The sequence below is a fragment of the Bradyrhizobium sp. 192 genome, assembly GCF_023100965.1.
Lineage (GTDB): Bacteria > Pseudomonadota > Alphaproteobacteria > Rhizobiales > Xanthobacteraceae > Bradyrhizobium > Bradyrhizobium symbiodeficiens.
The window spans coordinates 6,028,953-6,053,840 of record NZ_CP064690.1 but is presented as its reverse complement, the minus strand read 5'-3'; the positions used below and the strand labels follow the sequence as shown (position 1 = coordinate 6,053,840).

Sequence of the window (24,888 nt, the reverse complement as noted above, 5' to 3'; positions counted from 1 at the left end):
TGTCACGCCCCGGCGGGGGTGCTGAAGTGCCGTCCTCGATTGGGTAGCGTAGGAGGCGGCGCCGATGGACAATATTCTCAAAGCCGCAAAGGCGATCGCGCTGGCGCGGCGCAACCATGCGCCGCTTGCCGCGCTTGAGGTTCCTCCCGCCGACGAGGACGAAGGCTACGAAGTCCAGCGCGCGCTGCACGATCTGCTGCTGCCGCATGCCGGGCCGCTGGTCGGCTACAAGATCGGTTGCACCAGTCCGGTGATGCAGGAATATATCGGCATTCCGCACCCCTGCGGCGGCGGCGTGTTCCAGAAGGGCGTGCACGACAGCGGCGTCAGGCTCGCGGCCGCCGACTATGTCCGCGTCGGCGTCGAATGCGAGATCGCGGTGCGCCTGAAGCGCGACCTTGCCGCCGGCGAAGCGCCGTTCACCGCCGAATGGGTCGGCGAAGCCGTCGAGGCCTATCATCCCGCGATCGAGATCGTCGACGACCGCTACGTGAAGTGGGAGACGATGGGCGCGCCGACACTGATCGCCGACGATTTCTTCGCCGCCGGCTGCGTGCTGGCCCCGTCGGTTCCGCGCTCGTCGGTGCCGGACCTGAGGGCGGTCAAGGGCCGCGCCATCGTCAACGGCGAGGAGGTCAGCCACGGCACCGGCGCCGACGTCCTCGGTCATCCCCACAACGCGCTCGCCTGGCTCGCCAACCATCTCGCCGCCGACGGCAAGGGTCTTCACGCGGGACAGCTCGTGCTGACGGGCAGCCTGGTCAAGACGCTGTGGCTGAAGGCCGGTGACAAGGTGCGGATGGAGCTGGACGGGCTGGGGGCGGTGGAGGCGGAGTTTACGTGAGGTCTTCTCTATCGCAATGACGTGGATGGCGTCTCGCTCTCATGCGACCATCCGACGCGCAGCCGCTATACGAACCATCCCAAAAATACATGCGGCCTCCGGCAGGGGAGCTACCGGAGGCCGCGTAGTACATCGTCGCCCGCGCCTAGGTTCGCGAACACGATGTGGGAGCTCGGGAGAGACTTAGAAGGGCAGCAGCACGTCCATGACTTGCTGGCCGTAGCGCGGCTGCTGCACGTCCGTGATCTGGCCGCGGCCGCCGTAGGCGATGCGGGCTTGCGCGATCTTGCTGGAATCGATGGTGTTGTCGCTCTGGATGTCTTCGGGCCGGACGATGCCGGCGACCACGAGCTCGCGGATCTCGTAGTTGACGCGGATCTCCTGCTTGCCTTCGACCACGAGGTTGCCGTTCGGCAGCACCTGGGTGACGACCGCGGCGACGTTGGTCTGCAACGCTTCGGTGCGATTGACCGAGCCCTTGCCGTCGGAGGAGGATGTCGAGTCGGTGGTGAGAAGGCGACCGGGCAGGACCTTGAGCGGCTGCGTGACGGTCTGGCTGCCGATAAAGTCGGTAATTCCCGAATCTTCTTTGGCGGTGCGGCTGCGCTGGGTCTCGTTGGCGATGTTGGCCTTGTCCGTGATGTTCACGGTCACGGTCAGGAGGTCGCCGACCTGGCGGGCGCGCTGGTCCTTGAAGAAGGCGCGGCTGCCGTTGCGCCACAGCGAGTTCGGATTATAGGAGGCGACTTCCGGCTTCGGCATCGGCATCTGCACCGGCTTGTAGCCCGGCTGCGTCGTCGGATTGTCGATCGCGGACAATTTCGGTTGCTCGCCGATCTGCGACAGGCGGTCGATCGAGGAACAGCCGCCCAGCGCGCAAGAGGCCAGCAGCAGGGCGGAGATCGCGATGCGACGAAGACGGTAAGCCGAACTGAAAGCGGACATGACGAACTCTTACTTGGCTTGAGCTTGCGAGGCGCGAGCTTGCGGGATCTGGGCTTCTGCGATCTGGGCCGGTGACGCGGGGGCCTGCACCAGGTTCCGGAGGAGTGCTGCGGTGTCGACGGGGGCGGGCGCCTCATCGCGCTTGAGCGAGGAGGTCTGCTCGACCGCGGGCACCATCGGCGCGGAGTGGCTCGCGCCCTCGATCGTCACCTGGCCGCGGCCGGTGACGGTGCCGGTCAACGTCCGCTTGGTTTGCACATTGACCACGCTGACGGCGTCGCCCTCGGCGCCGCTCTCGACCGCCTTCCCGCGCGTGGTGAGGTAGACGCCGGGCACCTGGTAGATGATGGTGACGGCCTGATCGCGCACCACCAATTCGGGCTTGACGATGTCGGCGACGCGGAGCGGCGTGCCTGCCCGCATCGGCCGGCGCAGCTGCATCCCGACGCTGCGCTCGCGCGAGGCGGCCTCGCCGGTGACCTCGGCCTTCGGCCGGCGCTCCAGCGTGACGTCGGAGGATTTCAGGAGCTCGGCACGGTCGATGTCGCGCGTCAGCACGGCCACTTCCACCGTCTCGATCGCGGTACCGGTGAAGCGCAGCTTGGTCGGGGTCGAATTGTTGTCGTTGGCGATCTCGAAGGCGATGTCGAAACGGCCGCTGCGGGCGTCATAGCGGGTTGCGACCGGCTGCAGCGCGCCGGAGTTGGAGGCATCCAGCCGCATCTCGGCGACGCCGCGGTCGAAGGTGACGTTGATGTTGGCGGCGTCCCCGAGGCCGAAGCGGCGCTCGAGCGCCGATGCGACCGCGGTTTCGAGATCCTTGTTCGCCAGCGTGCGGGCGAGGCGGGTGACCTGGACCTCCTTGAGGTCGCCGGTCATGACGCCGATCACCTGCTTGGCGCGGAGCACCGACAGCACCTGGCCGACCGTCAGCGTGCCGGTGGTGCCGAGATCGGGCGAGCGGTAGACCGGGATCAGCGCGGCCGATCCGGCATTGTCGATGAGATCGCCGACACGCACCACGTCCGAAGTCACGGTGACGCTCGCGCGCAGCGTCGGCGGGGCGATGAAGTCGTCCGCGGCCGCTGCCGGCAGGGCCAGCGCGAGCAGGGCGGAGAGGGTGGCGAGGGTGGTGCGGATCATCGTCATCACCTCAGCGGAACAGCGCCGTGGTCGATTGCATCATCTGGTCGGCGGCGCTGATCACCTTGGCGTTCATCTCGTAGGCGCGCTGCGCGGCGATCAGGTCGCTCATCTCCGAGACGACGTCGACATTGGCCTGCTCGAGGCTGCCTTGCGTGATCTTGCCGTAGCCCTCGGAGTTCGCGGTGCCGTCCTGCGGCGGGCCGGACGAAGGCGTCTCGGTGAACTGGTTGCTGCCGACCGGCTGCAGGCCGGCCTTGTTGATGAAGCGGGTCACGCCGATCTGGCCGACGATCGAGGAGGTCGACGAGCCCGGCAGCGTCACCGAGACCTGGCCCTGCTCGCTCACCGAGATGCCGGAGGCGTTGTTCGGGATCGTGATCGTCGGCTGCACCGGGTTGCCCTGGGCGGTGACGACGCGGCCCTGGTTGTCCATCTGGAAGGTGCCGTCGCGGGTGTATTGGTAGGTGCCGTCGGGCATCAGGATCTTGAAGAAACCTTCGCCGGACATCGCGAGGTCGAGATCGTTGCCGGTCTGCGACAGCGTGCCCTGCGTCATGCTGCGCGGCGTGCCGACGGTCTTGACGCCGCCGCCGATGTCGACGCCGACGGGCAGGATGGTGCCCTGGTCCGAGGCCTGCGCGCCGACGCGGCGGACGTGCTCGTAGATCAGGTCCTGGAACGCCGCGGTCTGCTTCTTGAAGCCGGTGGTGCGGAGGTTCGCGATGTTGTTGGAGATCACCTGAACGTTGAGTTCCTGTGCCGCCATTCCGGTCGCTGCGGTGTGAAGCGCCTGCATCTCAGTTCTCCTTCAATCAGGCCGGAACGTCGGCGAGCTTCTCGATCGCCGATTTGTGGAGGTCGCTCTGCTGCTGGAGCAGGTTGGCGATGGCGGTGTAGCTGCGCATGACTTCGACCATGCGGGTCATCTCGCCGACCGAATTCACGTTCGACTTCTCGAGATAGCCCTGGCGCACGGTGGATTTGGCATCGGGCTGCTGGGTGGCGGAGCCGGCGGAATAGAGATTGGCGCCGAGCTTGGTCAGCTTGGTCGGATCGTCGAACGAGGCCATGCGGATCTTGCCGCGGATCGAGTCGGTCTTGGCGGTGCCTTCGAGCACCGTGATGGTGCCGTCCGGCGCGACGTTGATGTCGTGATCGGTCGGCTGGAAGGTGATCGGGCCGCCGGTGCCGAGCACCAGATTGCCGCTCGGGGTAACGAGCTGACCGGTGCTGTTGAGCAAGAACTTGCCGTCGCGCGTGAACATCTCGCCGCCATTGGCCTGCACGGCGAAATAGGCGTTGCCGTCGATCGCCATGTCGAGCGGGTTGCTGGTCGCCTCCATCGGCCCCTGGCCGATGTCGCGGTAGGTGCCGCGGTCCTGCACGTAGGAGACACGACGGTCCGCGCCGACGAAATTGTCCTCGCGCGCGTTCGAGTTGAGGAATTCCTCGAACAGCGAATGGTCGGCCTTGAAGCCGTTGGTGTTGGCATTGGCGACGTTGTTGGCGATGACATCCATCTGCCGTTCCAACGTCATCTGCCGTGACAAGCCGATCAGAAGCGCGTTCTGCATCGGAAATCTCCCCTGAGCGGATCTGCCATTTCGCTCTCCCAAGCGCCGTGGCGGACCCCGTGAACGAGACCGTCGGGTTCTCCCAAACCGTTCGGTCTCGATCCTTTCTCAGCGAAAGCCGTGCCAACCTGAAAAAGTTCGTAATTTCAGCGGTTTGCTGATTTTCGCGGGGCGTCGGAGGGCGGCAGAAAGGTTCTGTTAGCCATGTCTGCCCGGCAGATTTTTCCTAGTGGATGCCCAATCGAAAGGTTCCGTTAACCATTATTACCGTAGCGTTTGCATGAAGAGGAGCGCATCGCGCCGGGGCATTTGTATCGCGTTCTTGTCTTGAGGCTTCGCTCTTTCGACCCCTTTGAGAGATCCGGGCGCGGCCATGGCAGAGAATGAAGCGGAAGGCGGCGCAGCCGCTGAAGGCGCGGAAGCCGCTCCGCCCAAGAACAAGCTGAAGCTCATCATCATGGCCGTCGGCCTGCTCGCCGTGCTCGGCGGCGGTGCTGCGACCTGGTTCTTCTTCTTTCGTCACGGCGACGACGAGCATCATGCCGAGGCAGCACCCCCGCCGAAGCCGCCGTCCTTCGTCGACGTCCCCGACATCATGGTCAATCTCGCCGGCGCGCCCGGCGAGCGCGTGCAATATCTGCGGCTGAAGATCGTGCTGGAGCTGAAAGAAGAGAAGCAGATCGAGGCGATCAAGCCGACGATGCCGCGCGTCACCGACATCTTCCAGACTTACGTGCGCGAGCTGCGTCCCTCCGACCTCAACGGGTCGGCCGGCATCTTCCGCCTCAAGGAGGAGCTGACCAAGCGCGTCAACGCGGCGGTCGCCCCGGTCCAGGTCAGCGCGGTGCTGTTCAAGGAAGTCGTGATCCAGTGACGGCTTGCGGAAGGTAACGGGCTAGCGTCATGGCCGGCAACGAGCAAATGGACCAGGATGCGATTGCCGCCCAATGGGAGGCATCGCTCGATTCCGAGGATCCCGCGGAGGCCGCGAAGGCTGCCGCCGAAAACGAACTATCGGAGACCATGGCCCTGCAATGGGCGGCTATGGTCGAGGACGGCAGCCGCGATCTCGGCACCGGCAAGAACTCCGGCGAGAGGGTGCTGTCGCAGGAGGAGATCGACAACCTCCTCGGCTTCGCCGTCGGCGACGTCACCCTCGACGACCATTCCGGCATTCGCGCCATCATCGATTCGGCGATGGTCTCCTACGAGCGTCTGCCGATGCTCGAAATCGTCTTCGACCGCCTGGTGCGGCTGCTGACGACGAGCTTGCGCAATTTCACCTCCGACAACGTCGAAGTCTCGCTCGACCGCATCACCTCGGTGCGCTTCGGCGATTACATGAATTCGATCCCGCTGCCCGCCGTCCTCACCGTCTTCAAGGCCGAAGAGTGGGACAATTTCGGCATGGCGGTGGTCGATTCCAGCCTGATCTACTCGATGATCGACGTGCTGCTCGGCGGCCGCCGCGGCACCAGCCAGCTCCGCATCGAGGGGCGGCCCTACACCACGATCGAGACCGAGCTGGTCAAGCGGCTGGTCGAGGTGGTCATGGCCGACGCCGAGCAGGCGTTCCGGCCGCTGTCGCCGGTGACTTTCACGATCGACCGGCTCGAGACCAATCCGCGTTTCGCCGCGATCAGCCGTCCCGCCAACGCTGCGATCCTGGTGCGCCTGCGCATCGACATGGAAGACCGCGGCGGCAACATCGAGCTGCTGCTGCCTTACGCGACCATCGAACCGATCCGGGGCGTTCTGCTCCAGATGTTCATGGGCGAAAAGTTCGGCCGCGATCCGGTCTGGGAAGGCCATTTCGCCACCGAGATCGTGCAGGCGGAGATCGCCGTCGATGCCGTGCTCTACGAGGCCGAGATTCCGCTCAAGCAGCTGATGCGGCTCAAGGTCGGCGACACGCTGCCGCTGGACATGCGCGCCGACGCCAACGTCACCGTGCGCTGCGGCGACGTCACGCTGACCGAGGGGCGGATGGGCCGGGTCGGCGACCGCGTCGCGATCCGCGTGACGAAACCCTTGCGCAAGCCAAGTACGACACTTGCGATGTTCGAGAAGGTGGACGAGCAGAACAAGATGATGGAGGCCCCATGAACCACTCCCTTGGAATGGCGATCGAGACGCTGGTGGCTATCCTGCTGATGCTGACGATCTTCTACTGCGTCATGCTCAACAAGCGGCTGACGCGGCTGAAGGCGGACGAGCATTCGCTGAAGGCGGTGATCGGCGAGCTGATCACAGCGACCGAGATCGCCGAGCGCGCGATCGGCGGGCTGAAGCTCGCCGTGCGCGACGTCAACGAGAACCTCGGCAGCCAGCTCGTCGCGGCGACGCAGATGTCGGACCAGCTCTACAAGCAGCTCGGCGAAGCCGACAACGTGGTGCGGCGGTTGTCCAAGATCGCGATCGCGGCGCGCCCCATGACCAATCCCGAGACGGTCGTCGCGTCCGCAGCCAAGCCCTCGTCGGCGAAGGCGGTGGCGGCTGCAGCCGAAGCCTTCTCCGAACGCCGACGGTCCAACGGCCTTGCCGCATAAAGTCAGGGTATGAAGTCCTTTCGTAACATCCGCGTCATCCCGGTCGTCCTGGTCGCCATCGCAGGTCTCGCCACGCTGAAGGTGGCGGGCCTCGTGATCAATGGCGGCTACGTCTTCGACTACAAGCCGAACCAGACCAAGAAGTCCTGGGCGGAGGAAAATCTGAACTTCCCGACCGGCCGCGAGGAGCCGGAGATCATCACCGGCTCGACCCACGGCGCGCCGAAGGAGGCGCCCAAGCCCGCCGCGCCCGAGACCAAGCCGGAAGGCACCGTGGTCAAGATCGACGAAGCCCAGCCGCAGATCTCGGCCTCCGAGCGCGCGATCCTCGAACGGTTGCAGGCGCGCCGCCAGGAGATCGAGGCCCGCCAGCGCGAGATCGACATCCGCGAGAGCCTGTTGAAGTCGGCCGAGAAGCGCATCGAAGGCAAGGTCGAGGAGATGAAGGCGGTGGAAACCCGCATCTCCGCGACGCAGGCCGAGCAGAAGGCGGCCGAAGCCCAGCGGATGAAGGGCCTCGTGACCATGTACGAGGGCATGAAGCCCAAGGACGCTGCGCGGGTGTTCGACCGGCTCGAGATGGGCGTGCTGATCGAGATCGCCTCGGCGATCGCGCCACGGAAGATGTCGGACATCATGGGACTGATGTCGCCGGAGGCCGCCGAGAAGCTGACGGTCGAGATGGCCCGCCGTGCCAATGGCGGCGGCGATCAGTCGGCCTCTGCCGGCGAGTTGCCGAAGATCGACGGCAAGCCGACGCAAAAGCCGAATTGAGGGCTCATACTTAAGAAGTCCTTAATTGGCAAAACCTTAGAGTCGGGGGCAGGGGCCGGCACCAGTGCCGTCGTGGACCCGTCGAAACGGAAGACATGCCGCAAATGGCGCCAGAGGCTGCCGATGGATTGTGGTCGCGAGCCCGCGCTCTGGCGCCGGGGCTGTCGCGTCACGTCCGCGCGCTGGCGGTCTGCCTGCTGGTCGGCCTCGGTGCGCCTGCCCGGGCGGCCGACACCGTCAGGGGCGAGGCGAGCTTTTCGGCCGTCGGCGGCTTTGCCCGTCTCGTCATCAAGCTCGGCGAGGACGTTCCCTCCGAGGTGACGACCGCGGGCTCCATCCTCATCATCCGCTTCGACCGGCCGGTCGACGTTCCCGTCGACCGTGTGCCCGAAGGCGCGCCCGATTACGTCAACTCCGCGCGCCGCGATCCCGATGGCGGCGCCATCCGCCTGTCGCTGGCGCGCCGCGTCACCGTCAACACCATGAATGCCGGCGAGCGTACCTTCGTCGACCTCCTGCCGGAGGGCTGGAAGGGACCGCCGCCGAGCCTACCGATGGACGTGGTCAAGGAACTCGCCGAGCGCGCCCGCGCGGCCGAACGCGCGCTGCGCGCCCAGCGTGCCGCGGCGGAGAGCAAGAAGCGTCCGCAGATCCGCGTGCGTGCCTCGGTGCAGCCGACCTTCGTGCGCTTCGTGTTCGAGATGCCCGACGGCGTCGGCGTGTCCTCCGTGCTCAACGAGCAGAAGCTCACGCTCGCTTTCAACGCCAACCTGAATTTCGATCTGGCGGACGCGGTCGTCGCAGCGCCGCCGAACGTCGCCTCGATCAAGCAGAAGGCCGACATCGACCAGACCAATGTCGAGATCGCGCTGATCGGCGATTCCGACGTGCATTCGTTTCGCGACGAGAAGAACTACGTCGTCGACGTCTCCTTCCAGCCCGACAAGGGCAAGACCGCCGCGACGCCCGAGGCGGCGATCGCGCAGATGAAGCCTGCCGGTCGCGGACCGGCGCCGGCGCCGGCGCCGGACAAGCAAGCGGCCCAGAAGCCGAAGGACGCCCATAAGGACGTCCATGGCGAGATCGCGCCGCCGACCTCCGAGACGATCGCGCGCGAAGCCAAAATCGACGTCAAGCCCGAGGTGAAGCCGGACGCGCCCGCCGCGATGCCGGCCGCGGAAGCGTCGAAACCGCCGCCGGCTCCTGCGACTGAGGCCGCCCCCGCTCCGGAAGCGTCCAAGGAAGCTCTGAAGGAAGCTCCGAAGGACATTTTGAAGGAAGCTGCGAAGCCCGCGCCGCCGGTTGCCGAAGCTGTGGCCGCGCCTGCCAAGCCGGCGCCTGCGGAGGCGCCGAAAGAGGCCGCGAAAGAGCCGGTCAAGGACTCCGTCAAGGCTGCGTCCGCCGAGGCGCCGGCCGCGCCGCAGCCCACCGTCGCCAGCGTCGATGCGCGCCGCGACAGCGACGGCTTGCGCGTGACGTTCCCGATTCCGGTCGCAACACCGGCGGCGGCGTTCCGCCGCGGCGACACGGTGTGGCTGGTGTTCGATACGCCGAAGCCGATCGACCTCGAGGCGATCCGCAGCAAGGGCGGGGTGATGATCGGCGAGGTCGGCCGCATTCCGCTCGACAAGGGGCAGGCGGTGCGCATCCGTCTCACCCGCCCGCTGGTCTATTCGCTGGCGAGCGAGGAGGTCGGCAAGGAGACCAACTGGCTGCTGACGCTCGCCGACAAGATCCAGACGACGCCGCTGCCGCTGATGATATCGCGCAACATCACCGACCCCGCGCTCGCCAACATCGCCATCCCCTTCGCCAATCCTGGCCAGCTGCACAAGCTCACCGATCCCGATGCCGGCGACATGCTCTATGTCGTCACCGCGCAGCGGCCGGTGCGCGGCTTCATCAAGCGGCAGGATCTCGTCGATCTCTCGCTGCTGGAATCCGCGCACGGCATCGCGATCCGGCCGAATTCCGACGAGATCGGCGTCGAGGTCGGCGCCGACAAGGTGATCCTCGGCAAGAAGGGCGGACTGACGCTGTCGCCGGTCGACATCTCGGCCGAACGGGCGCCGATCGCGGTGCGTCCGGTGTTCAGCCCCGAAGGCTGGCGCAAGGGCCAGTCGGAAAATTTCATCGCGCGCCAGAGCGAGCTGATCGCGGCGATCTCGGCCGTCGAGCCGGCGCTGCGCTCGTTGCCGCGGCTCGAGCTCGCGCAATTCTACATGTCGCGCGCGATGTATCACGAGGCCAAGGCCGTCACCGACCTGATGCTGAGCGATCCGCTCAACAAGGAGGAGAGCGGCGCGCTGATCATGCATGCGATCGCCAGCATCCTGATCGGCCGCCCGGCGCAGGGCCTGAAGGACCTCGCCAATCCCGTGATCGGCAACAGCCACGACTCCCAGCTCTGGAAGGCGCTCGCCTATGCGCGCCAGGGCAAATGGGCTGACGCGCGCGAGAAGTTCAAGAACGTCGAATTCGCGATCGCCTCGCTGCCGCTCGACATCCAGCGCATCGTGACGATGGAGGCGATGCGCGCCTCGCTCGAAGTGAAGGACTATGCCGGCGCCTCCAAGCGCCGCAGCGAGCTCGAGGTCGTCGGCGTCTCGCCCGAGGCGGCGCCCGGCTTTGCCGTGCTGCGCGGCCGGCTCGCCGAGGCGCTCGGCCACGACAAGGACGCGCTCGACGATTACAAATTCGCGGCTGCCTCGGCCGATCGGCCGGCTGCGGCCGAGGCCAAGCAGCTCGAGATCGCGCTGCGGCAGAAGCGCGACGAGATCGGCAAGGACGAGGCGCTGCGCGAGCTCGAGACCCTGTCCATGACCTGGCGCGGCGACTTGATCGAGGTCAAGACGCTGCAGATCCTGGCGAAGATGTACGCCGAGGGCGGGCGTTACCGCGACGCGCTCACCGCGGCGCGCACCGCGACCAGGCTGCAGCCGAACGCGGAAGCCTCGCGTCAGGCGCAGGACCTCGCCTCGGACCTGTTCACGCAGATCTTCCTGGGGCCGAAGGGTGACGAGCTGCCGGAGGTCGAGGCGCTCGGGCTGTTCTACGAGTTTCGCGAGTTGACGCCGATCGGCAGGCGCGGCGACGAGCTGATCCGCCGTCTCGCCGACCGTCTCGCCTCGATCGACCTGCTCGACCAGGCGGCCGAGCTGCTGCAATATCAGGTCGACCACCGCCTCGAAGGCGCCGCCCGCGCCCAGGTCGCCGCACGCCTGTCCATGATCTATCTCGCCAACCGCAAGCCGGACAAGGCGATCACGGCGCTGCGCGCGAGCCGCATCAGCGATCTCTCCGGCGAGCTCAGGCAGCAGCGCCTGCTGCTGGAAGCGCGCGCGCAGAGCGACGTCGGCCGTCACGATCTCGCACTCGACATCGTCTCCAACGTCTCCGGGCGCGAAGTGCTGCGGCTGCGTTCCGACATCTTCTGGGCGGCACGGCGCTGGCGCGAGTCCGCCGAGCAGATCGAGCTCTATTACGGCGAGCGCTTCCGCGACTTCAAGCCGCTCAATTCGGTGGAGAAGAGCGACATCATCCGCGCCGCCGTCGGCTATGCGCTCGCCGACGACTCGATCGGCCTGTCGCGCTTCCGCGAGAAATACGCGCCGCTGATGAGCGAGAGCGCCGATCGTCTGGCCTTCGACATCGCCAGCAAGCCGGCCGCGGCCTCCAGCGCCGAATTCGCCGAGATCGCCAAGCTCGCCGCCAGCGTCGATACGCTCGACGGCTTCCTGCGCGAGATGAAGCAGCGCTTCCCCGACGCCACCGCCCGCGCGCCGCAGGCCAAGGAAGAAGACCACACCGGCTCGCTTCCGACGATCCCGGTCGTGCGGCAGATCAAGATGGCGCGGTAGCCGCGTTCGCGCGAATCGCGTCCGGGATAGCGCCGCATCCTCCGTCACAGCGAGCGCAGCGACGTGTCCGTCGAAGCCTTGGCGAAGCGTCACCAGAGGCTCACCCGCCCCCGTAGCTCTGCACCAGACTCCCCGCCACCAGCGACCAGCCGTCGACCAGCACGAAGAAGATCAGCTTGAACGGCAGCGAGATCGTGGCCGGCGGCAGCATCATCATGCCCATCGACATCAGCACCGAGGCGACGACGAGGTCGATGATCAGGAAGGGCAGGAACAGCAGGAAGCCGATCTCGAAGGCGCGCTTCAGTTCGGAGATCATGAAGGCGGGGACGAGGATGCGCAGGGCCAGCTCGTCGGGAGTGGCCGGCGGCGGCTCGCCCGAGAGGTCCAGGAACAGCTTGAGGTCCTTCTCGCGCACGTTCTTCTGCATGAATCCGCGCAACGGAACGGAGGCGCGCTGCAGCGCGTCCTCGACGCTGATCTGGTTGGCGACGAGCGGGCGGATGCCGTCGTCGTAGGATTTTTGCAGCACCGGCCCCATCACGAAGAAGGTGAGGAACATTGCCAGCGCGATGATCACCGAGTTCGGCGGTGCGGTCGCCGTGCCCATCGCGGTGCGCAGCAGCGACAGCACGACCACGATGCGCGTGAACGACGTCATCATGATCAGGATCGACGGCGCGATCGACAGCACGGTGAGCAGCGCGATCAGCTGGATCGCGCGCTCGGTGACGCCGCCGCCGCCAGCGCCGCCGCCGAGATTGATGCTGATGTCCTGCGCATGCGCCGGCATCGCTGCCGATGCCGCGCCGATCAGAACAGAAAGGAAAACAACTCTACGCGGGAGGGACGGCAGCCTCACGAAGACGGCTTCGGACGGCCGAGCAGCGAGGCCATCTCGTCTTCGAGATTTTCAAAGCTGGTCTTTTCCGCGGCCGGTTTCGCGGGCGGGGCCGGTGGGGCCGGCGGCTCGCTGCGCGCGGCGCGCGGGGGAGCAGCAGGCGGCTCCGGTGCAACCGGAGGCGCGACCGTGTCGCCGGCCGGGCGACGCAGCGCGGCTTCCAGCCGCTGCGCCATTTCGGCGAGATTCTGTTCGGCACTGGAGGGGGCTGCGGCGGAAGCCGGCGGCGGAACGGGCGGAGCCTGCGGCACCGGCGGAGGCGGGGCCGCGACGCGCTCGGCGCGCACCGGCGGCATCTTCGGCGGCTCGCTCTGGCGCGGCGGCCGGGGCATCAGTGGCGGCTCGCTGCGCGGAACGCGCGGCGGCAGCGGCTCGGGCCGCGGTTCACGCTCGAGGCGTGGCGCGATCGGCTCGGCCGTGAAGCCGGCGAGGGGATCGCTGCGGCGTTCGGCCAGCGCGGGAGCGGGCCGGCGCACCTCGTCGGCAAAGGACGGTCGCGCGGGCCGCGGCGGCGGCTCGGGCATTTGCGGCTCGGGATGATCGAGCATTTCCGGCCGCGGTGCCTCGTCGGCCCAGCCGCTGGTATCCGGCATGGGCGCGAGCCGCGGCGGTTCCGCGGCGTTCGGACGCTGCGGAAGCTGGTCGCGACCGGGCGCGGCGCGAACGATGTTGGGCTCGACGACGATGTCGGTCGGCCCGCCGATCATCAGGAGATGCTCGACATTGTCACGCCGGACCAGCACCAGGCGGCGCCGACCGTCGACCGCGGCAGCGTCGATCACCGCGAGCCGGGGCATCCTGCCGCGCTGGGTGTTGGCGCCGACCCGGCTGCCGGCGAATCGGCGCACCAGCCAGGCAGCGACGCCGATCAACGCCAGGACGACGATGAACGCGACGATGAAGGTGATAGGGCTGCCTTGCATACTTGTCCCCGACAAATGGCGCTGTTCTCGTGCCGATGGTTGGACGCGCCAACCACTGGTTTAACGATGCCCCAAACTGCGATTTCTTAACGTCCCACGGCAAGTTTTGCCGTCCCCAACTCTTAATAACCCATGAATCGCTCGATCCAAAACGACTTCTTCGGCTGTGCACGGGCCGCCAAATGGTTGGGTTAACGCCGGTTTTGGAGACGTAGAATCACGGAGCACAAAATGGTGTCCCGCCCGGGGACACGCCTCGAGGGCGGTCTTAACCAGCTGTTAACCATACACGCGGCAAATTCTGCCTAGCGGCGGACCCAAGGTTCGCAAGAAGGCGGAAGGAGCCGCGACGATGTCCATCAACGACCTCCCGGTGCTGTCGGCGCTTCGCACCAAGATGCAGTGGCACCAGGAGCGCCAGCGCGTCCTGTCCGAGAACGTCTCCAATTCCGACACGCCCAAATTCCGGCCGCGCGACCTGGTCGAGCCCAAGTTCGACAAGGCCGGAGCCGTCACCGGCTCGATGGGCCCCCTGGCAATGACCCGCACCAGCGGCTCTCACATGACGCCGTCGGGGGCTGCTTCCGGGTTCGACCAGAACAGGAACGCGGGCTTCGAGACACGCCCCGCGGGCAACGCCGTCAATCTCGAAGAGGAGATGATGAAGGCGGCGAGCAACCAGATGGACTACGCGGCGGCGACCTCGCTCTATTCGAAGAGCCTGCATCTGCTCAAGACCGCGATCGGCAAGGGCTAGAGCATGATCCGGAAAAGTGTGAAGCGGTTTTCCCTCGCGACAAACGCGGAACGCGTTTGCGCGGAGATCATGCTCGGACGAGAGAGCTAGAGGAGGCGCATCTTGGCCAATGACAGCAGCGACTTTGCCCGCTCGATGGCGATCGCGACCTCCGGTCTGCGGGCGCAAGCCGGCCGCATGCGGGTGATCTCGGAAAACATCGCGAACGCGGATTCGACCTCGCAGACCGCCGGCGGCGATCCCTACCGGCGCAAGGTTCCGACCTTCTCCTCCGCGCTCGACCGCACGCTCGACGCGCAGGTCGTCACCCTCGGCAAGATCAAGCCCGACCAGTCGAACTTCCGCGTCAAATACGAGCCGAGCAATCCGGTCGCGGACGCCAGCGGCAACGTCAAATATCCAAACGTGAACTCGGTGGTCGAGATGACCGACATGCGCGACGCGCAGCGGTCCTACGAGGCCAACCTCAACATCATCAGTGCGACGCGCCGGATGATCCAGCGCACGCTCGACATCCTCAAGAGCTGAACAGGACAATTGAGCCATGGCATCACCGACAATCGCAGCCAATGCTTATGCCAACCTCGCCCGGGTGCTGGAGAACAGCGGTGCCGGCAAAGCCACCGAGGCCGGCGGGCCATCCTTTTCCTCGATGCTGAAGGACGCCGTCGGCAGCGTCATGGAGTCCGGCCGCAAGTCGGACGCGCAGACGGTGGCGATGGCCGCCGGCAAGGCCAACGTGATGGACGTGGTGACGGCGGTGGCGGACACCGACGTCGCTGTGTCCACCCTGGTCTCGGTCCGCGACCGCGTGATCGCCGCGTATGAAGACATCATGAAGATGCCGATCTGAATTGGGGGAGTGGCGAATGGCGAGTAGCGAATTGGGGTCGCCCATTCGCTACTCGCTATTCGCCACTCGCTTCCCGACACCTTTGGACAACGAGCAGCGGAACAGTACAATGACCGGACCTGAGACCCTCGACGTCGCGCGCGATGCGATCTGGACGATCGTGATCGTGTCCTCCCCCCTGATGGTGGTCGGTCTGGTGGTCGGCGTCGTCGTGTCGCTGTTCCAGGCGCTGACGCAGATCCAGGAACAGACGCTGATCTACGTGCCGAAGATCCTCGCGATCTTTGCCACGATGCTGCTGACGCTGCCGTTCATGGCCGACGCGCTCCACGCCTACATGCTGCGGATATCGTCGCGAATCATCGGCGGCTGAGGCAAGATGCGTCAATTATGCGCATCGACGTCTCGCTGCTGCCGGCGCTCGCCGCCTCCTTCATGCTCGCCTTCGCCCGGGTCGGCGCGATGGTGATGCTGTTGCCGGGACTGGGCGAGACCAATATTCCGACGCGGATCAAGCTGTCGATCGCGCTGCTGCTGACGCTGATCATCCTGCCGCTGCATCGCAACGCCTACCATGTCGACATGGGCTCGCTGGCGCCGCTCCTGGTCCTGATGCTGCACGAGATCGCGATCGGAATCGTGCTGGGCGCCACCGCGCGCGTGACGCTGTCGGCGCTCCAGGTCGCGGGATCGGTGATCGCGCAGCAGATGGGGCTCGGTTTCGTCACCTCGGTCGATCCGACGCAGGGCCAGCAGGGCGTGCTGGTCGGCAACTTCCTGACCATGCTCGGGGTGACGCTGCTGTTCGCCACCGACAGCCATCATCTGGTGATCGCGGCGCTGAACGACAGCTATACGATCTTCTCGCCGGGCGAGACCGTATCGAGCGGCGATGTGGCCGCGCTCGCCACGCGCGCCTTTGCCGCCGCGTTCAGCCTCGGACTGCAGCTCTCGGGACCGTTCCTGGTGTTCGGCCTCGTCTTCAACATCGGGTTGGGTGTGCTGGCGCGGCTGATGCCGCAGATGCAGGTCTATTTCGTCGGCGTGCCGCTCTCGATCTTCGCGGGCTTCCTGGTGCTCGCCGTCGTGCTCACCGCGATGATGGGGACGTATCTGGATTACTTCATCGGTGTCATGCACCAGTTGATGCCGCTGAGGTAACGGTCGATCGATGTCAGAAGACAAGGACCCAGAGAGTCAAACAGAAGACCCGACGCAAAAGCGTCTGGACGACGCGCTCGAACGCGGCGACGTCGCCAAGAGCCAGGAGATCAACACCTGGTTCATGATGGCGGGCGGCACGCTCGTGGTCTCCACCTTCTCGGGCTCGGTGGGCAGCGGGCTGCTGGCGCCGATGCGGGGCCTGCTCGCCAATTCCTGGATGATCAAGACCGACGGCAAGGCCCTGATCGCGCTGATGCAGCAGATCGAATTCGCCATTCTCGCAGCGATCGGCGTGCCGCTGCTGATGCTGATGCTGGCGGCGATTGCCGGCAACATGCTGCAGCACCGCCTGGTCTGGTCGGCCGAATCCCTCACGCCGAAATTCAGCAAGATCTCGCCCGGCGCCGGCTTCAAGCGCATCTTCGGCAAGCAGGCGGCGGCCAATTTTCTCAAGGGCATCGGCAAGCTGGTCGCGCTCAGCGTGGTCATGACCATGGTCCTGTGGCCGGAGCGGCATCGCATGGAGGCGATGGTCAGGCTCGACCCGGCCGCCATGCTCGGCGCCAGCACCAGCATGACGATCCATCTGCTCGGGGCGGTGGTCGCGGCGCTCGCGATCATCGCCATTGCCGATTATTTCTTCCAGTACCGCAGCTGGTTCCAGCGGCAGAAGATGTCGCTCCAGGAGATCAAGGAAGAGTTCAAGCAGTCCGAAGGCGATCCGCACATCAAGGGTAAGCTCAGGCAGTTGCGCCAGCAACGCTCCAGGAAGCGCATGATGACGGCGGTTCCCAAGGCCTCGGTGATCATCACCAACCCGACCCACTATTCGGTGGCGCTGTCCTACGAGCGCGGCATGACGGCCCCGATCTGCGTCGCCAAGGGCGTCGACAATCTCGCCTTCAAGATCCGGGAAATCGCGCGCGAGCACGACATCCCGATCGTGGAGAACGTGCCGCTCGCCCGCGCGCTCTACGCCACCGTCGAGATCGACCAGGAAATCCCGGCCGAGCACTACCATGCGGTCGCCGAAGTCATCGGCTACGTCATGCGGCTGAAGCGTGGCTTCAGCGCCGGGCGAGGATAAAAACACCCGAAAAGTACCGGAAATGGCCGTAATCTGGGAATCAGCGTACCTTTCGCCCCTACGGCCCTTGCACCTCAGGGTCCGATTCAGGCAGGGAGGACCCCACGCGCGCTGTCGCGCGTTGATTCTCTGTCGACAGGCTGCGCCAGCTCGAGAATGACCGCCGAGTCCGACCACGATCTCACCCGCGAGCCCGTTGCGACGCACGAGCCGTCGCCGCGCTCGGGCAGCATTGCGCTGGTGCTGCTGGTGGCCGCCGGCCTCGTCGCCGTCGCCGTCGGGCTGATGACGCTCGGGCGCGTGCAGGCGCAGCCCTATATCCTCGGCATCCTTGCCGTGCTGGCGATGGTCGGCCTGTTCAACCTGTTCGCTTTCGCCGCCGGGATCATCCGCTTCGCCGACCGCAGCCTCGATGATCCGGTCGTGGGCCGTATCGCCGATCACGGGTTCGATGGCCTCGCCGTGACCGATCCGCGCGGCCACGTGGTCTATTCCAACGCCGCCTATCTGACGCTCACCGGCGCCAGCGGTCCGCAGGACGTGCGCCCGGTCGAGCGTGTCTTCATCGGCAATCCCGACGTTTCGGAGGCCGTGTTCCGCCTGCTCAAGGCCGCGCGCGAAGGCAAGCGGCAGCAGGAAGAGGTCCGCATCTCCGGCCAGGACGGCAGTCAGGGCCGCTGGCTGCGCATGCGGGTGCGCCCGCTCGGCACCGGCAAGCGCGAGGCGAAATACGCGGTGTGGTCGATCGCCGACATCACCCGCGACCGCGAACGCCAGGAGGACGTGTTCCAGGAACTCCAGCACGCCATCGAATATCTCGACCACGCGCCGTGCGGGTTCTTCTCGGTCAATCCGGCCGGGGAACTCGCTTACGTCAACGCGACGCTGGCGAACTGGCTCGACTACGACCTCGCCGAGATCGGCTCGGGCGGCCTCAAGCTGACCGACATCGTCTCCGGCGACGGCGCCTCGCTGCTGACCTCGATCGTGGCGGTGCCGGGCGAGGTGAAGACCGAAGTCTTCGACATCGACCTGCGGATGCGCACCGGCAAGACCATGCCGGTGCGGCTCTATCACAAGCTCGCCTTTGGCGCCGACGGCGCGCCGGGCCCGTCGCGCACGCTCGTGATCAGCCGCGCCCGCGACGAGCGCAGCGATCCCGATCGTGCCGCCGAAGTGCGCTTCATGCGCTTCTTCGACCATACGCCGATGGCGATTGCGACCGTGGACCGCGCCGGCAACGTGGTACGGTCCAACGCGCGCTATGCCAAGCTCGGGCAGGCGCTCGGGCTCGACAGCGCCTCCAAGTCGATCTTCCGCGCGGTGAATTCGCGCGACCGTCACCTCCTGATCGCGGCCATCAACCAGGCCGCCGAAGGCCAGGCCGACGTCGCGCCGGTGGAAGTGGCGCTGGAAGGGCCCAGGGAGCGCTGGGGCCAGTTCTTCGTCACGCCGGTGGATGCGGCCGAGAACGAGGCGGAAGCCGCCATCGTGCACATGCTCGAGACCACTGAGCGGCGCGCGCTGGAGAACCAGATCAACCAGTCGCAGAAGATGGAGACGGTCGGCCAGCTCGCCGGCGGCATCGCCCACGACTTCAACAACGTGCTCTCCGCCATCATGATGGCGAACGACTTCCTGCTGAACGCGCACAAGCCGACCGATCCGTCGTTCCAGGACATCATGCAGATCAAGCAGAACGCGACGCGGGCCGCCACGCTGGTGCGGCAGCTGCTGGCGTTCTCGCGGCGGCAGACGCTGCGGCCGCAGGTGCTCGATCTCGGCGATGCGCTGTCCGATCTCGCCATGCTGCTGCGCCGCCTGATCGGCGAGAAGGTCAAGCACGAGACCATCCACGGCCGCGATCTCTGGCCGGTCAAGGTCGACGTCTCGCAGTTCGAGCAGGTGATCGTCAATCTCGCGGTGAACGCGCGCGACGCCATGCCCGACGGCGGCAAGCTGATCATCCGCACCGCCAACGTCACCGCGGATGAAGCGGCCAGGCTCGCCTACAAAGGTATGCCGGCTGCGGATTATGTCCGCATCGAGGTCGCCGACACCGGCACCGGCATTCCCGCCGACATCCGCGACAAGATTTTCGAGCCGTTCTTCTCGACCAAGGAAGTCGGCAAGGGCACCGGCCTCGGGCTTTCCACCGTCTACGGCATCGTCAAGCAGACCGGCGGCTTCATCTACGTCGATTCCGCGCCGGGACAGGGCACCTCGTTCCACATCTTCCTGCCGCGTCACCATGCCGAGCCGGAAGCGCAGGTCGAGCAGCCGGCGGCTGCGGTCAGCGCGACCAACGGCGCCGGGAAGGACGCCGCGGCGGCCGAGGCCAAGCCGCGCACCGATCTCACGGGGCAGGGCACCATTCTGCTGGTCGAGGACGAAGAGGGCCTGCGCGCGCTGAACGCACGCGGATTGCGCTCGCGCGGCTACACCGTGGTCGAGGCCGAGAACGGCGTCGAAGCCATGGAAGTGCTGGAGGAGCAGAGCGGCGCGATCGATCTCGTCGTCTCCGACGTGGTCATGCCCGAGATGGACGGCCCGACGCTTTTGAAGGCGATGCGGGAGAAGAAGCCCGACATCAAATTCATCTTCGTCTCCGGCTATGCCGAGGACGCCTTCGAGAAGAGCCTGCCCGAGGGACAGCAGTTCGACTTCCTGCCGAAGCCGTTCACGCTCAGCCAGCTGGTGGCGGCGGTGAAGGAGACGATGGCGAAGCAGGGGTGAGGGAGGGCGCTTCGTTCTGCCGTCATTGACGAGGGAAAAGCGGAGTTCGCTTTCTAAATCGCCGGTAGCCCGCAACCCGGTTCCCCCGCGCATCCGGCCAAGCCTTCGCCAAATATGGGCTTTTGCCACATCCCCGCGACTGAGGGCCGCAGCCGCAAGTTCCCAAACACACTTCACTTTTCGGCAAGTCTGCCCATCTTAGGGGCACTTCCCCATGCCGGGGATTTGGGAAACGCACATGAATTTCTCGCTACGCTCCCGCAGTCTCTTCAAGACGATCGCTGTCGTGCTGGCGCTTGCGCTGCCGACCGCCCTGGCGATCTCGTCCGCCGACGCGCGTGTCGGCGGCGGCGGCTCGTCGGGCTCACGCGGCGCGCGCACCTTTGCGGCGCCGCCCTCGACCTCCACGGCGCCGGGCTCGGCCTCGCAATTCAACCGCACCTACACCCAGCCGGGCGCAGGCATGAACTCGGCTGCGTCCGCGCCCGCGCGCGGCGGCCTGTTCGGCGGTCGTGCCGGCGGCATCATGGGCGGCCTTGCGGCCGGCTTCCTCGGTGCCGGCCTGCTCGGCATGCTGTTCGGCGGCGGCCTGTTCGGCGGCCTCGGCGGCCTGTCCTCGATCATCGGCCTGATCATCCAGATCGCGCTCGTGGTGCTGGTGGTGCGGCTGGCGATGTCCTGGTGGCAGCGCCGTCACACGCCGCAGGCGGCCTATGCCAATGCCGATGCGGGCGCAGCTCCCGGACCGCAGCCGAACCAGCGTGGCGGACTTGGTGGTGGTCTTGGCGGCTTCGGCTTCGGCGCGAACGCCAATAACGCGCCGCTCGAGATCAAGCCGGACGATTACGAGGCGTTCGAGCGCCTGCTCGGCGACGTCCAGACCGCCTGGTCGAACGAGGACGTGGCCAAGCTGCATACGCTCGCGACGCCGGAAATGGTCTCCTATTTCGAGCAGGACCTCGGCCAGAACCGTGCGAAGAACGTCGTCAACAAGGTCACCAATGTGAAGCTGTTGCAGGGCGACCTAGCGGAAGCCTGGCGTGAAGGCGAGACCGACTACGCCACAGTGGCGCTGCGCTTCGCACTCACCGACAAGACGCTCGACCGCAACAGCGGCACGGTCGTCGCCGGCAGCGAACAGCCGGGCGAAGTCACCGAAGTCTGGACCTTCGCGCGACGGCCCGGCAGCGGCTGGGAATTGTCGGCGATCCAGCAGACCAACTGATCGCTGAAACACTCCGACGAAACGAGGGCGTCGTGCTTACCGCACGGCGCCTTTTTCTTTTCGGCGTCTCGCGCGGCATTGGAATAAGCGGACGCGCCTTGGGTTGAAATCAGGCAGCCAACGACAAGCACAACGGGAGGACCACATGATCCGCATCGAGAAGACCGTGACGATTTCAGGCCTTGCGCTGGCAATGGCCTTACTGGCGATGCCATCGGCGCAAGCGCAGTCGGCCGACATGACGTTCTTCGTGACGTCCAATGGCCCGGGCAAGGGCGCTGATCTCGGCGGGCTCGAGGGAGCCGATGCGCAGTGCCAGAAGCTTGCGCAGGCCGGCGGCGCCGCCACCAAGACCTGGCGTGCCTATCTCTCGACGCAGGCCGCCGACGGCAAGCCGGCCGTCAACGCCAAGGACCGCATCGGCAAGGGACCGTGGCAGAACGCCAAGGGCACGATGATCGCCAAGGACGTGGCCGAGCTGCACGGCGCTGCCAACAACCTCACCAAGCAGACGGCGCTCAGCGAAAAGGGCGAGGTCATCAACGGCCGCGGTGACACGCCGAACCGGCACGACATCCTGACGGGCACGCAACCCGACGGCACCGCGTTCGCCGCCGGTGACGACAAGACCTGCAAGAATTGGACGTCGAACACGCAAGGCGCCGCGGTCGTCGGCCACGCGGATCGTCAAGGCCTTCGCGACGATGAGCCGTCGAAATCATGGAACAGCTCCCACCCCTCGCGCGGTCCCGAGGGCGGCTGCTCGCAGGCCGATCTGAAGAGCACCGGCGGCGACGGGTTGTTGTATTGTTTTGCGGCGAATTGAGTTAAGGGCGCGAAGCTCTTTCAAGTCGTCATTGCGAGCGTAGCGAAGCAAATCCAGACTGCCTCCGCGGAGACGCTCTGGATTGCTTTGCTTGCGCTCGCAATGACGTGTGGGGCCGATGTTCCATCCCACGACGACGGAACATGCGGCTCTATGCTACATTGGTCCGATCGTCCCCACGCTCACGGACCTCTCTCATGAAATACGAGCTCTACTACTGGCCCGAGATCCAGGGCCGCGGCGAATATGTGCGGCTGGCGCTGGAGGAGGCGGGGGCCGCTTACGTCGATGTCGCGCGCGGAGCGCGCGGTACGGCTGCGATGATGAAGATGATGGACGCGCATCAGGGCACGCCGCCGTTTGCGCCGCCGTTCCTGAGAGCGGGCAAGGTCGTCATCGGCCAGACCGCCAACATCCTGCTCTATCTCGGCGCCCGCCATGGGCTCGCACCGAAGACGGAGGCCGGAAAACTCTGGGTGCACCAGCTGCAGCTCACCATCACCGATTTCGTGGTCGAGATCCACGATACCCATCATCCGCTCGGACCCTCGCTCTATTACGAGGACCAGAAGCCGCCGGCGAAGAAACGCACGGCGGATTTCTGGAGTGAGCGGGTGCCGAAATATCTCGGCTATTTCGAGCAGCTTCTCACCGGGAATGGCGGCGCCTACGTCACCGGCCGGCGGCTCACTTACGTCGATCTCTCGCTGTTCCAGATCGTCGCGGGGCTGCGCTATGCCTTCCCCAAGCGCATGACGGCGTTCGAGACGGACATCCCGGGGCTCGTCGCCCTGCACGACCGCATCGCCGCGCGGCCGAACATCAAGGCCTATCTGGCAAGCGAGCGCCGCATTCCCTTCAACGAGCAGGGCATCTTCCGCCGCTATCGTGAGCTCGATGGCTAGAGCGTTTTCAACGCAGGGAATCTAGCCGGTCCGGAGGGGGGGCTGGCGGCAGCCCCCGTTCCGGACCGGCCGCTTCGGGCAAGGTCGATCGCCCGAACGCGTGGTGGCCGGGAAGCCCATGTGAACGCTCCGGCTCAGGCAGATTGTCGGAATCGTCGGGGACGGGAGAGAGGTCGTGCTCGTCGGGGCAGGGTGGCTTGCAGAACATCGTCGTCTCCTGTCGCAGAGGTGCGGGGTTCCCTTAGTGAGGTTCGCACGCAGCGACGTCACTCGTTCAGAGGAGGAGGGACGATTTTCCGGACCCTTGCACGGGAGGGCGGTCCTCTCCGCAGGCTGGACACCAGGGCCCGACTTCAGATCTTGATCGGCGGTGTGAAGGCCGCCATCAGCCGGACCAGATCCGCCTGTCGTTTGGTACCGGTCTTTGCGAAGATCCGGGCGAGATGGGTCTTGATCGTGCTTTCGGCGGTGCCCATGCTTCTGGCCACGTCGGGAACTCCGCCGATCTCGACAATGGACAGGAGCACGCGCAGCTCGGTCGGCGTCAGCTTGAACAGCTTGCGGATCAGGTCGGGCGCGAGGCTCGTATCGAACGCGGCCTTGCTGACGAACAGGACGGCGCAGGCACTGTAGCTGGCTGCGAAGCTTTGCCGGCGCCCTGCGGTCAGCGGCAGGAGATGCGCGACGAAATGCGAGCCGTCGCGGGCCGTCAGATGCAGCGAGATGCTCGCGCTCGTCATCGCCCGGTCGCCGACCACCGTGCTCGCCAGCGCCTGCCGCAACACACGATCGGCATTCGGGTCGGACGTCACCAGTCGGCCCCGGACCGAACGAAGGATTTCGGCCTCGTCCAGAATGTCGCGCGCGCCGGCATTGGCGTGCGTGATGTGAGCCTCGGCATCGAGCAGCACCACGGCCGTTCGCAGGGCGTCGAGCGTGCGGACCGAAATCGTCTCCAGCGCATTCTGCTGCTGCAGCTTCTGTCTGACGATCATGGCCCGTTGCAAATGCGGCGTGAGGTGGGAGATCACCTGGTACATCCTGCGATCGACCGGGCCGCCGGCCTTCATGATCGACAGGCGGGATATTCCCTCGGCAGATTTGTCGAGCAGGATATTGGCGGCGTCCTCGAGGCCCTGCGGTCGCGTCCATTCGTTGTAGAACATGGTGGTGCGGAATTCGTCGACGTCGAGCCAGTCCCTGATCGTCTGAATCTCGCCGACCGGCGCGTGGAGCACGCTGCGCGAGGGATCGAACGGTTCATAGGTTTCGATGTAGGACTGAACATAGGCGGGCTCGACCCCGACGGCATGCGCGATCACGGCCTCGCCGGCTGCTCCGATTCGGACCAGACCACCGCTCTGGCCGCCCGCCATGTCGACGATGCAACGAAGCGTCGACGACCATCGGGAATCGTCGAGCGCTGCATCGTAGATGTCCGCCACCAGCGACAGCAGCTTTTCATTCAGTTCCATCGGCCTGTCCCATCGACGCATGCTCGTTCGGCCTCGCAGATGAGCACGCCGGCCGCGGAGATTTGATGAGGCGGATCACACTTGAAGATGCGCTCCGAGCCGGAGGCGGTGGCTTACGACGGGTCGTGCGAAGGGGAAATGACCGCGGCCGGGCGCGGCGAGAAACACCGAGGCCGGCGCGACGTTCGCGTGGACGCGGACGATTGCGCGCTCTTGGCGGCGACGATCGTGGTGTCAAGGAACCAGAGTCTTGCGATCATGCGCAGGCCCCGGAGTGGCGACGCAGATGTTGATCCCGCTCTTCGGCGAAGATTCGGCCGGACGCGAAACAGCCCGATCGACCG

23 protein-coding genes are annotated in these 24,888 nt (G+C 66.1%); 16 read left to right on the top strand and 7 right to left on the bottom strand.

All coding sequences use genetic code 11. The features are described from left to right. Positions 1 to 64: 64 nt before the first annotated feature. The gene (locus IVB24_RS28420; RefSeq protein WP_247769777.1) at positions 65 to 844 is read left to right on the top strand and encodes a fumarylacetoacetate hydrolase family protein; all 780 of its coding nucleotides are present in this window, start codon (positions 65 to 67) and stop codon (positions 842 to 844) included. 183 nt (positions 845 to 1,027) lie between these two features. Here IVB24_RS28420 and flgH read toward each other — a convergent pair whose 3' ends face one another. The 4 genes from flgH to flgF are packed head-to-tail and all read right to left on the bottom strand — an operon-like array spanning position 1,028 to position 4,509. Then, positions 1,028 to 1,789, bottom strand: coding sequence for a flagellar basal body L-ring protein FlgH (gene flgH, locus IVB24_RS28415; protein ID WP_094972335.1), 762 nt, complete (start codon positions 1,787 to 1,789; stop codon positions 1,028 to 1,030). Positions 1,790 to 1,798: 9 nt separating this feature from the next. After that, positions 1,799 to 2,932 (bottom strand): flagellar basal body P-ring formation chaperone FlgA, encoded by a 1,134-nt coding sequence (gene flgA, locus IVB24_RS28410; protein ID WP_247769776.1) that lies wholly within the window; start codon positions 2,930 to 2,932, stop codon positions 1,799 to 1,801. Positions 2,933 to 2,942: 10 nt separating this feature from the next. Then, positions 2,943 to 3,731, bottom strand: a complete 789-nt coding sequence (gene flgG / locus IVB24_RS28405; protein ID WP_091965437.1) for a flagellar basal-body rod protein FlgG — start codon at positions 3,729 to 3,731, stop codon at positions 2,943 to 2,945. A 16-nt stretch (positions 3,732 to 3,747) separates the two neighbouring features. Further along, complete coding sequence (gene flgF / locus IVB24_RS28400; RefSeq protein ID WP_247769775.1) at positions 3,748 to 4,509, bottom strand: flagellar basal-body rod protein FlgF; 762 nt, start codon at positions 4,507 to 4,509, stop codon at positions 3,748 to 3,750. Positions 4,510 to 4,882: 373 nt separating this feature from the next. Here flgF and fliL point away from each other — a divergent pair, with 373 nt between their 5' ends. The 5 genes from fliL to IVB24_RS28375 all read left to right on the top strand — a co-directional run bounded on the left by fliL (position 4,883) and on the right by IVB24_RS28375 (position 11,692). Beyond that, positions 4,883 to 5,383 carry a flagellar basal body-associated protein FliL gene (gene fliL, locus IVB24_RS28395; protein ID WP_018321851.1) on the top strand — a complete coding sequence of 167 codons (501 nt, stop codon included), beginning with the start codon at positions 4,883 to 4,885 and terminating at the stop codon, positions 5,381 to 5,383. Between the two features lie 29 nt (positions 5,384 to 5,412). Continuing rightward, a complete protein-coding gene (gene fliM, locus IVB24_RS28390) occupies positions 5,413 to 6,615 on the top strand; it encodes a flagellar motor switch protein FliM (RefSeq protein ID WP_094972332.1) in 1,203 nt (400 codons plus the stop codon). Beyond that, positions 6,612 to 7,058 carry a DUF6468 domain-containing protein gene (locus IVB24_RS28385; protein WP_094972331.1) on the top strand — a complete coding sequence of 149 codons (447 nt, stop codon included), beginning with the start codon at positions 6,612 to 6,614 and terminating at the stop codon, positions 7,056 to 7,058. Before fliM ends, IVB24_RS28385 begins: the two co-directional genes overlap by 4 nt. Before the next feature lie 9 nt (positions 7,059 to 7,067). Then, positions 7,068 to 7,832 (top strand): flagellar protein FlbB, encoded by a 765-nt coding sequence (locus IVB24_RS28380; protein ID WP_094972330.1) that lies wholly within the window; start codon positions 7,068 to 7,070, stop codon positions 7,830 to 7,832. 104 nt (positions 7,833 to 7,936) lie between these two features. Further along, complete coding sequence (locus IVB24_RS28375; protein WP_247769774.1) at positions 7,937 to 11,692, top strand: tetratricopeptide repeat protein; 3,756 nt, start codon at positions 7,937 to 7,939, stop codon at positions 11,690 to 11,692. A gap of 100 nt (positions 11,693 to 11,792) precedes the next feature. Here the strand turns inward: IVB24_RS28375 and fliP are convergent, their stop codons facing one another. Together fliP and IVB24_RS28365 are read right to left on the bottom strand one after the other, a co-directional pair. Further along, positions 11,793 to 12,554, bottom strand: coding sequence for a flagellar type III secretion system pore protein FliP (gene fliP / locus IVB24_RS28370; protein WP_247769773.1), 762 nt, complete (start codon positions 12,552 to 12,554; stop codon positions 11,793 to 11,795). Then, positions 12,551 to 13,516 (bottom strand): flagellar biosynthetic protein FliO, encoded by a 966-nt coding sequence (locus IVB24_RS28365; RefSeq protein ID WP_094972327.1) that lies wholly within the window; start codon positions 13,514 to 13,516, stop codon positions 12,551 to 12,553. The genes fliP and IVB24_RS28365 overlap by 4 nt, the downstream gene beginning before the upstream one ends. A 352-nt stretch (positions 13,517 to 13,868) precedes the next feature. Here IVB24_RS28365 and flgB point away from each other — a divergent pair, with 352 nt between their 5' ends. The 10 genes from flgB to IVB24_RS28315 all read left to right on the top strand — a co-directional run bounded on the left by flgB (position 13,869) and on the right by IVB24_RS28315 (position 23,069). Next, positions 13,869 to 14,273 carry a flagellar basal body rod protein FlgB gene (gene flgB, locus IVB24_RS28360; RefSeq protein WP_094972326.1) on the top strand — a complete coding sequence of 135 codons (405 nt, stop codon included), beginning with the start codon at positions 13,869 to 13,871 and terminating at the stop codon, positions 14,271 to 14,273. 102 nt (positions 14,274 to 14,375) lie between these two features. Beyond that, positions 14,376 to 14,801 (top strand): flagellar basal body rod protein FlgC, encoded by a 426-nt coding sequence (gene flgC / locus IVB24_RS28355; protein ID WP_094972325.1) that lies wholly within the window; start codon positions 14,376 to 14,378, stop codon positions 14,799 to 14,801. Positions 14,802 to 14,817: 16 nt separating this feature from the next. Further along, positions 14,818 to 15,126, top strand: a complete 309-nt coding sequence (gene fliE, locus IVB24_RS28350) for a flagellar hook-basal body complex protein FliE (protein ID WP_094972324.1) — start codon at positions 14,818 to 14,820, stop codon at positions 15,124 to 15,126. A gap of 109 nt (positions 15,127 to 15,235) precedes the next feature. Next, complete coding sequence (gene fliQ / locus IVB24_RS28345) at positions 15,236 to 15,499, top strand: flagellar biosynthesis protein FliQ (protein WP_094972323.1); 264 nt, start codon at positions 15,236 to 15,238, stop codon at positions 15,497 to 15,499. A 17-nt stretch (positions 15,500 to 15,516) separates the two neighbouring features. Further along, the gene (gene fliR / locus IVB24_RS28340) at positions 15,517 to 16,287 is read left to right on the top strand and encodes a flagellar biosynthetic protein FliR (RefSeq protein WP_094972322.1); all 771 of its coding nucleotides are present in this window, start codon (positions 15,517 to 15,519) and stop codon (positions 16,285 to 16,287) included. Positions 16,288 to 16,297: 10 nt separating this feature from the next. Next, the gene (gene flhB, locus IVB24_RS28335) at positions 16,298 to 17,377 is read left to right on the top strand and encodes a flagellar biosynthesis protein FlhB (protein ID WP_094972321.1); all 1,080 of its coding nucleotides are present in this window, start codon (positions 16,298 to 16,300) and stop codon (positions 17,375 to 17,377) included. Between the two features lie 156 nt (positions 17,378 to 17,533). Beyond that, the gene (locus IVB24_RS28330; RefSeq protein ID WP_247769770.1) at positions 17,534 to 20,113 is read left to right on the top strand and encodes a PAS domain-containing protein; all 2,580 of its coding nucleotides are present in this window, start codon (positions 17,534 to 17,536) and stop codon (positions 20,111 to 20,113) included. Positions 20,114 to 20,327: 214 nt separating this feature from the next. Then, positions 20,328 to 21,338, top strand: a complete 1,011-nt coding sequence (locus IVB24_RS28325; protein WP_094972319.1) for a Tim44 domain-containing protein — start codon at positions 20,328 to 20,330, stop codon at positions 21,336 to 21,338. 145 nt (positions 21,339 to 21,483) lie between these two features. After that, positions 21,484 to 22,164, top strand: a complete 681-nt coding sequence (locus IVB24_RS28320; RefSeq protein ID WP_247769769.1) for a lectin — start codon at positions 21,484 to 21,486, stop codon at positions 22,162 to 22,164. A gap of 197 nt (positions 22,165 to 22,361) precedes the next feature. Next, a complete protein-coding gene (locus tag IVB24_RS28315; protein ID WP_247769768.1) occupies positions 22,362 to 23,069 on the top strand; it encodes a glutathione S-transferase in 708 nt (235 codons plus the stop codon). Between the two features lie 353 nt (positions 23,070 to 23,422). On the opposite strand, the gene IVB24_RS28310 is transcribed toward IVB24_RS28315, so the two are convergent. Continuing rightward, positions 23,423 to 24,544: a helix-turn-helix transcriptional regulator gene (locus IVB24_RS28310; RefSeq protein ID WP_247769766.1), complete on the bottom strand. Its 1,122-nt coding sequence runs from the start codon at positions 24,542 to 24,544 to the stop codon at positions 23,423 to 23,425. Positions 24,545 to 24,888: the final 344 nt, after the last annotated feature.

Excerpts from the sequence above, each read along its gene's own strand:
- IVB24_RS28420 (WP_247769777.1), top strand. The coding sequence starts at position 65 with ATGGACAATATTCTCAAAGCCGCAAAGGCGATCGCGCTGGCGCGGCGC.
- flgH (WP_094972335.1), bottom strand. The coding sequence starts at position 1,789 with ATGTCCGCTTTCAGTTCGGCTTACCGTCTTCGTCGCATCGCGATCTCC.
- flgA (WP_247769776.1), bottom strand. The coding sequence starts at position 2,932 with ATGATCCGCACCACCCTCGCCACCCTCTCCGCCCTGCTCGCGCTGGCC.
- flgG (WP_091965437.1), bottom strand. The coding sequence starts at position 3,731 with ATGCAGGCGCTTCACACCGCAGCGACCGGAATGGCGGCACAGGAACTC.
- flgF (WP_247769775.1), bottom strand. The coding sequence starts at position 4,509 with ATGCAGAACGCGCTTCTGATCGGCTTGTCACGGCAGATGACGTTGGAA.
- fliL (WP_018321851.1), top strand. The coding sequence starts at position 4,883 with ATGGCAGAGAATGAAGCGGAAGGCGGCGCAGCCGCTGAAGGCGCGGAA.
- fliM (WP_094972332.1), top strand. The coding sequence starts at position 5,413 with ATGGCCGGCAACGAGCAAATGGACCAGGATGCGATTGCCGCCCAATGG.
- IVB24_RS28385 (WP_094972331.1), top strand. The coding sequence starts at position 6,612 with ATGAACCACTCCCTTGGAATGGCGATCGAGACGCTGGTGGCTATCCTG.
- IVB24_RS28380 (WP_094972330.1), top strand. The coding sequence starts at position 7,068 with ATGAAGTCCTTTCGTAACATCCGCGTCATCCCGGTCGTCCTGGTCGCC.
- IVB24_RS28375 (WP_247769774.1), top strand. The coding sequence starts at position 7,937 with ATGGCGCCAGAGGCTGCCGATGGATTGTGGTCGCGAGCCCGCGCTCTG.
- IVB24_RS28365 (WP_094972327.1), bottom strand. The coding sequence starts at position 13,516 with ATGCAAGGCAGCCCTATCACCTTCATCGTCGCGTTCATCGTCGTCCTG.
- flgB (WP_094972326.1), top strand. The coding sequence starts at position 13,869 with ATGTCCATCAACGACCTCCCGGTGCTGTCGGCGCTTCGCACCAAGATG.
- fliE (WP_094972324.1), top strand. The coding sequence starts at position 14,818 with ATGGCATCACCGACAATCGCAGCCAATGCTTATGCCAACCTCGCCCGG.
- fliQ (WP_094972323.1), top strand. The coding sequence starts at position 15,236 with ATGACCGGACCTGAGACCCTCGACGTCGCGCGCGATGCGATCTGGACG.
- fliR (WP_094972322.1), top strand. The coding sequence starts at position 15,517 with ATGCGCATCGACGTCTCGCTGCTGCCGGCGCTCGCCGCCTCCTTCATG.
- flhB (WP_094972321.1), top strand. The coding sequence starts at position 16,298 with ATGTCAGAAGACAAGGACCCAGAGAGTCAAACAGAAGACCCGACGCAA.
- IVB24_RS28330 (WP_247769770.1), top strand. The coding sequence starts at position 17,534 with ATGACCGCCGAGTCCGACCACGATCTCACCCGCGAGCCCGTTGCGACG.
- IVB24_RS28325 (WP_094972319.1), top strand. The coding sequence starts at position 20,328 with ATGCCGGGGATTTGGGAAACGCACATGAATTTCTCGCTACGCTCCCGC.
- IVB24_RS28320 (WP_247769769.1), top strand. The coding sequence starts at position 21,484 with ATGATCCGCATCGAGAAGACCGTGACGATTTCAGGCCTTGCGCTGGCA.
- IVB24_RS28315 (WP_247769768.1), top strand. The coding sequence starts at position 22,362 with ATGAAATACGAGCTCTACTACTGGCCCGAGATCCAGGGCCGCGGCGAA.
- IVB24_RS28310 (WP_247769766.1), bottom strand. The coding sequence starts at position 24,544 with ATGGAACTGAATGAAAAGCTGCTGTCGCTGGTGGCGGACATCTACGAT.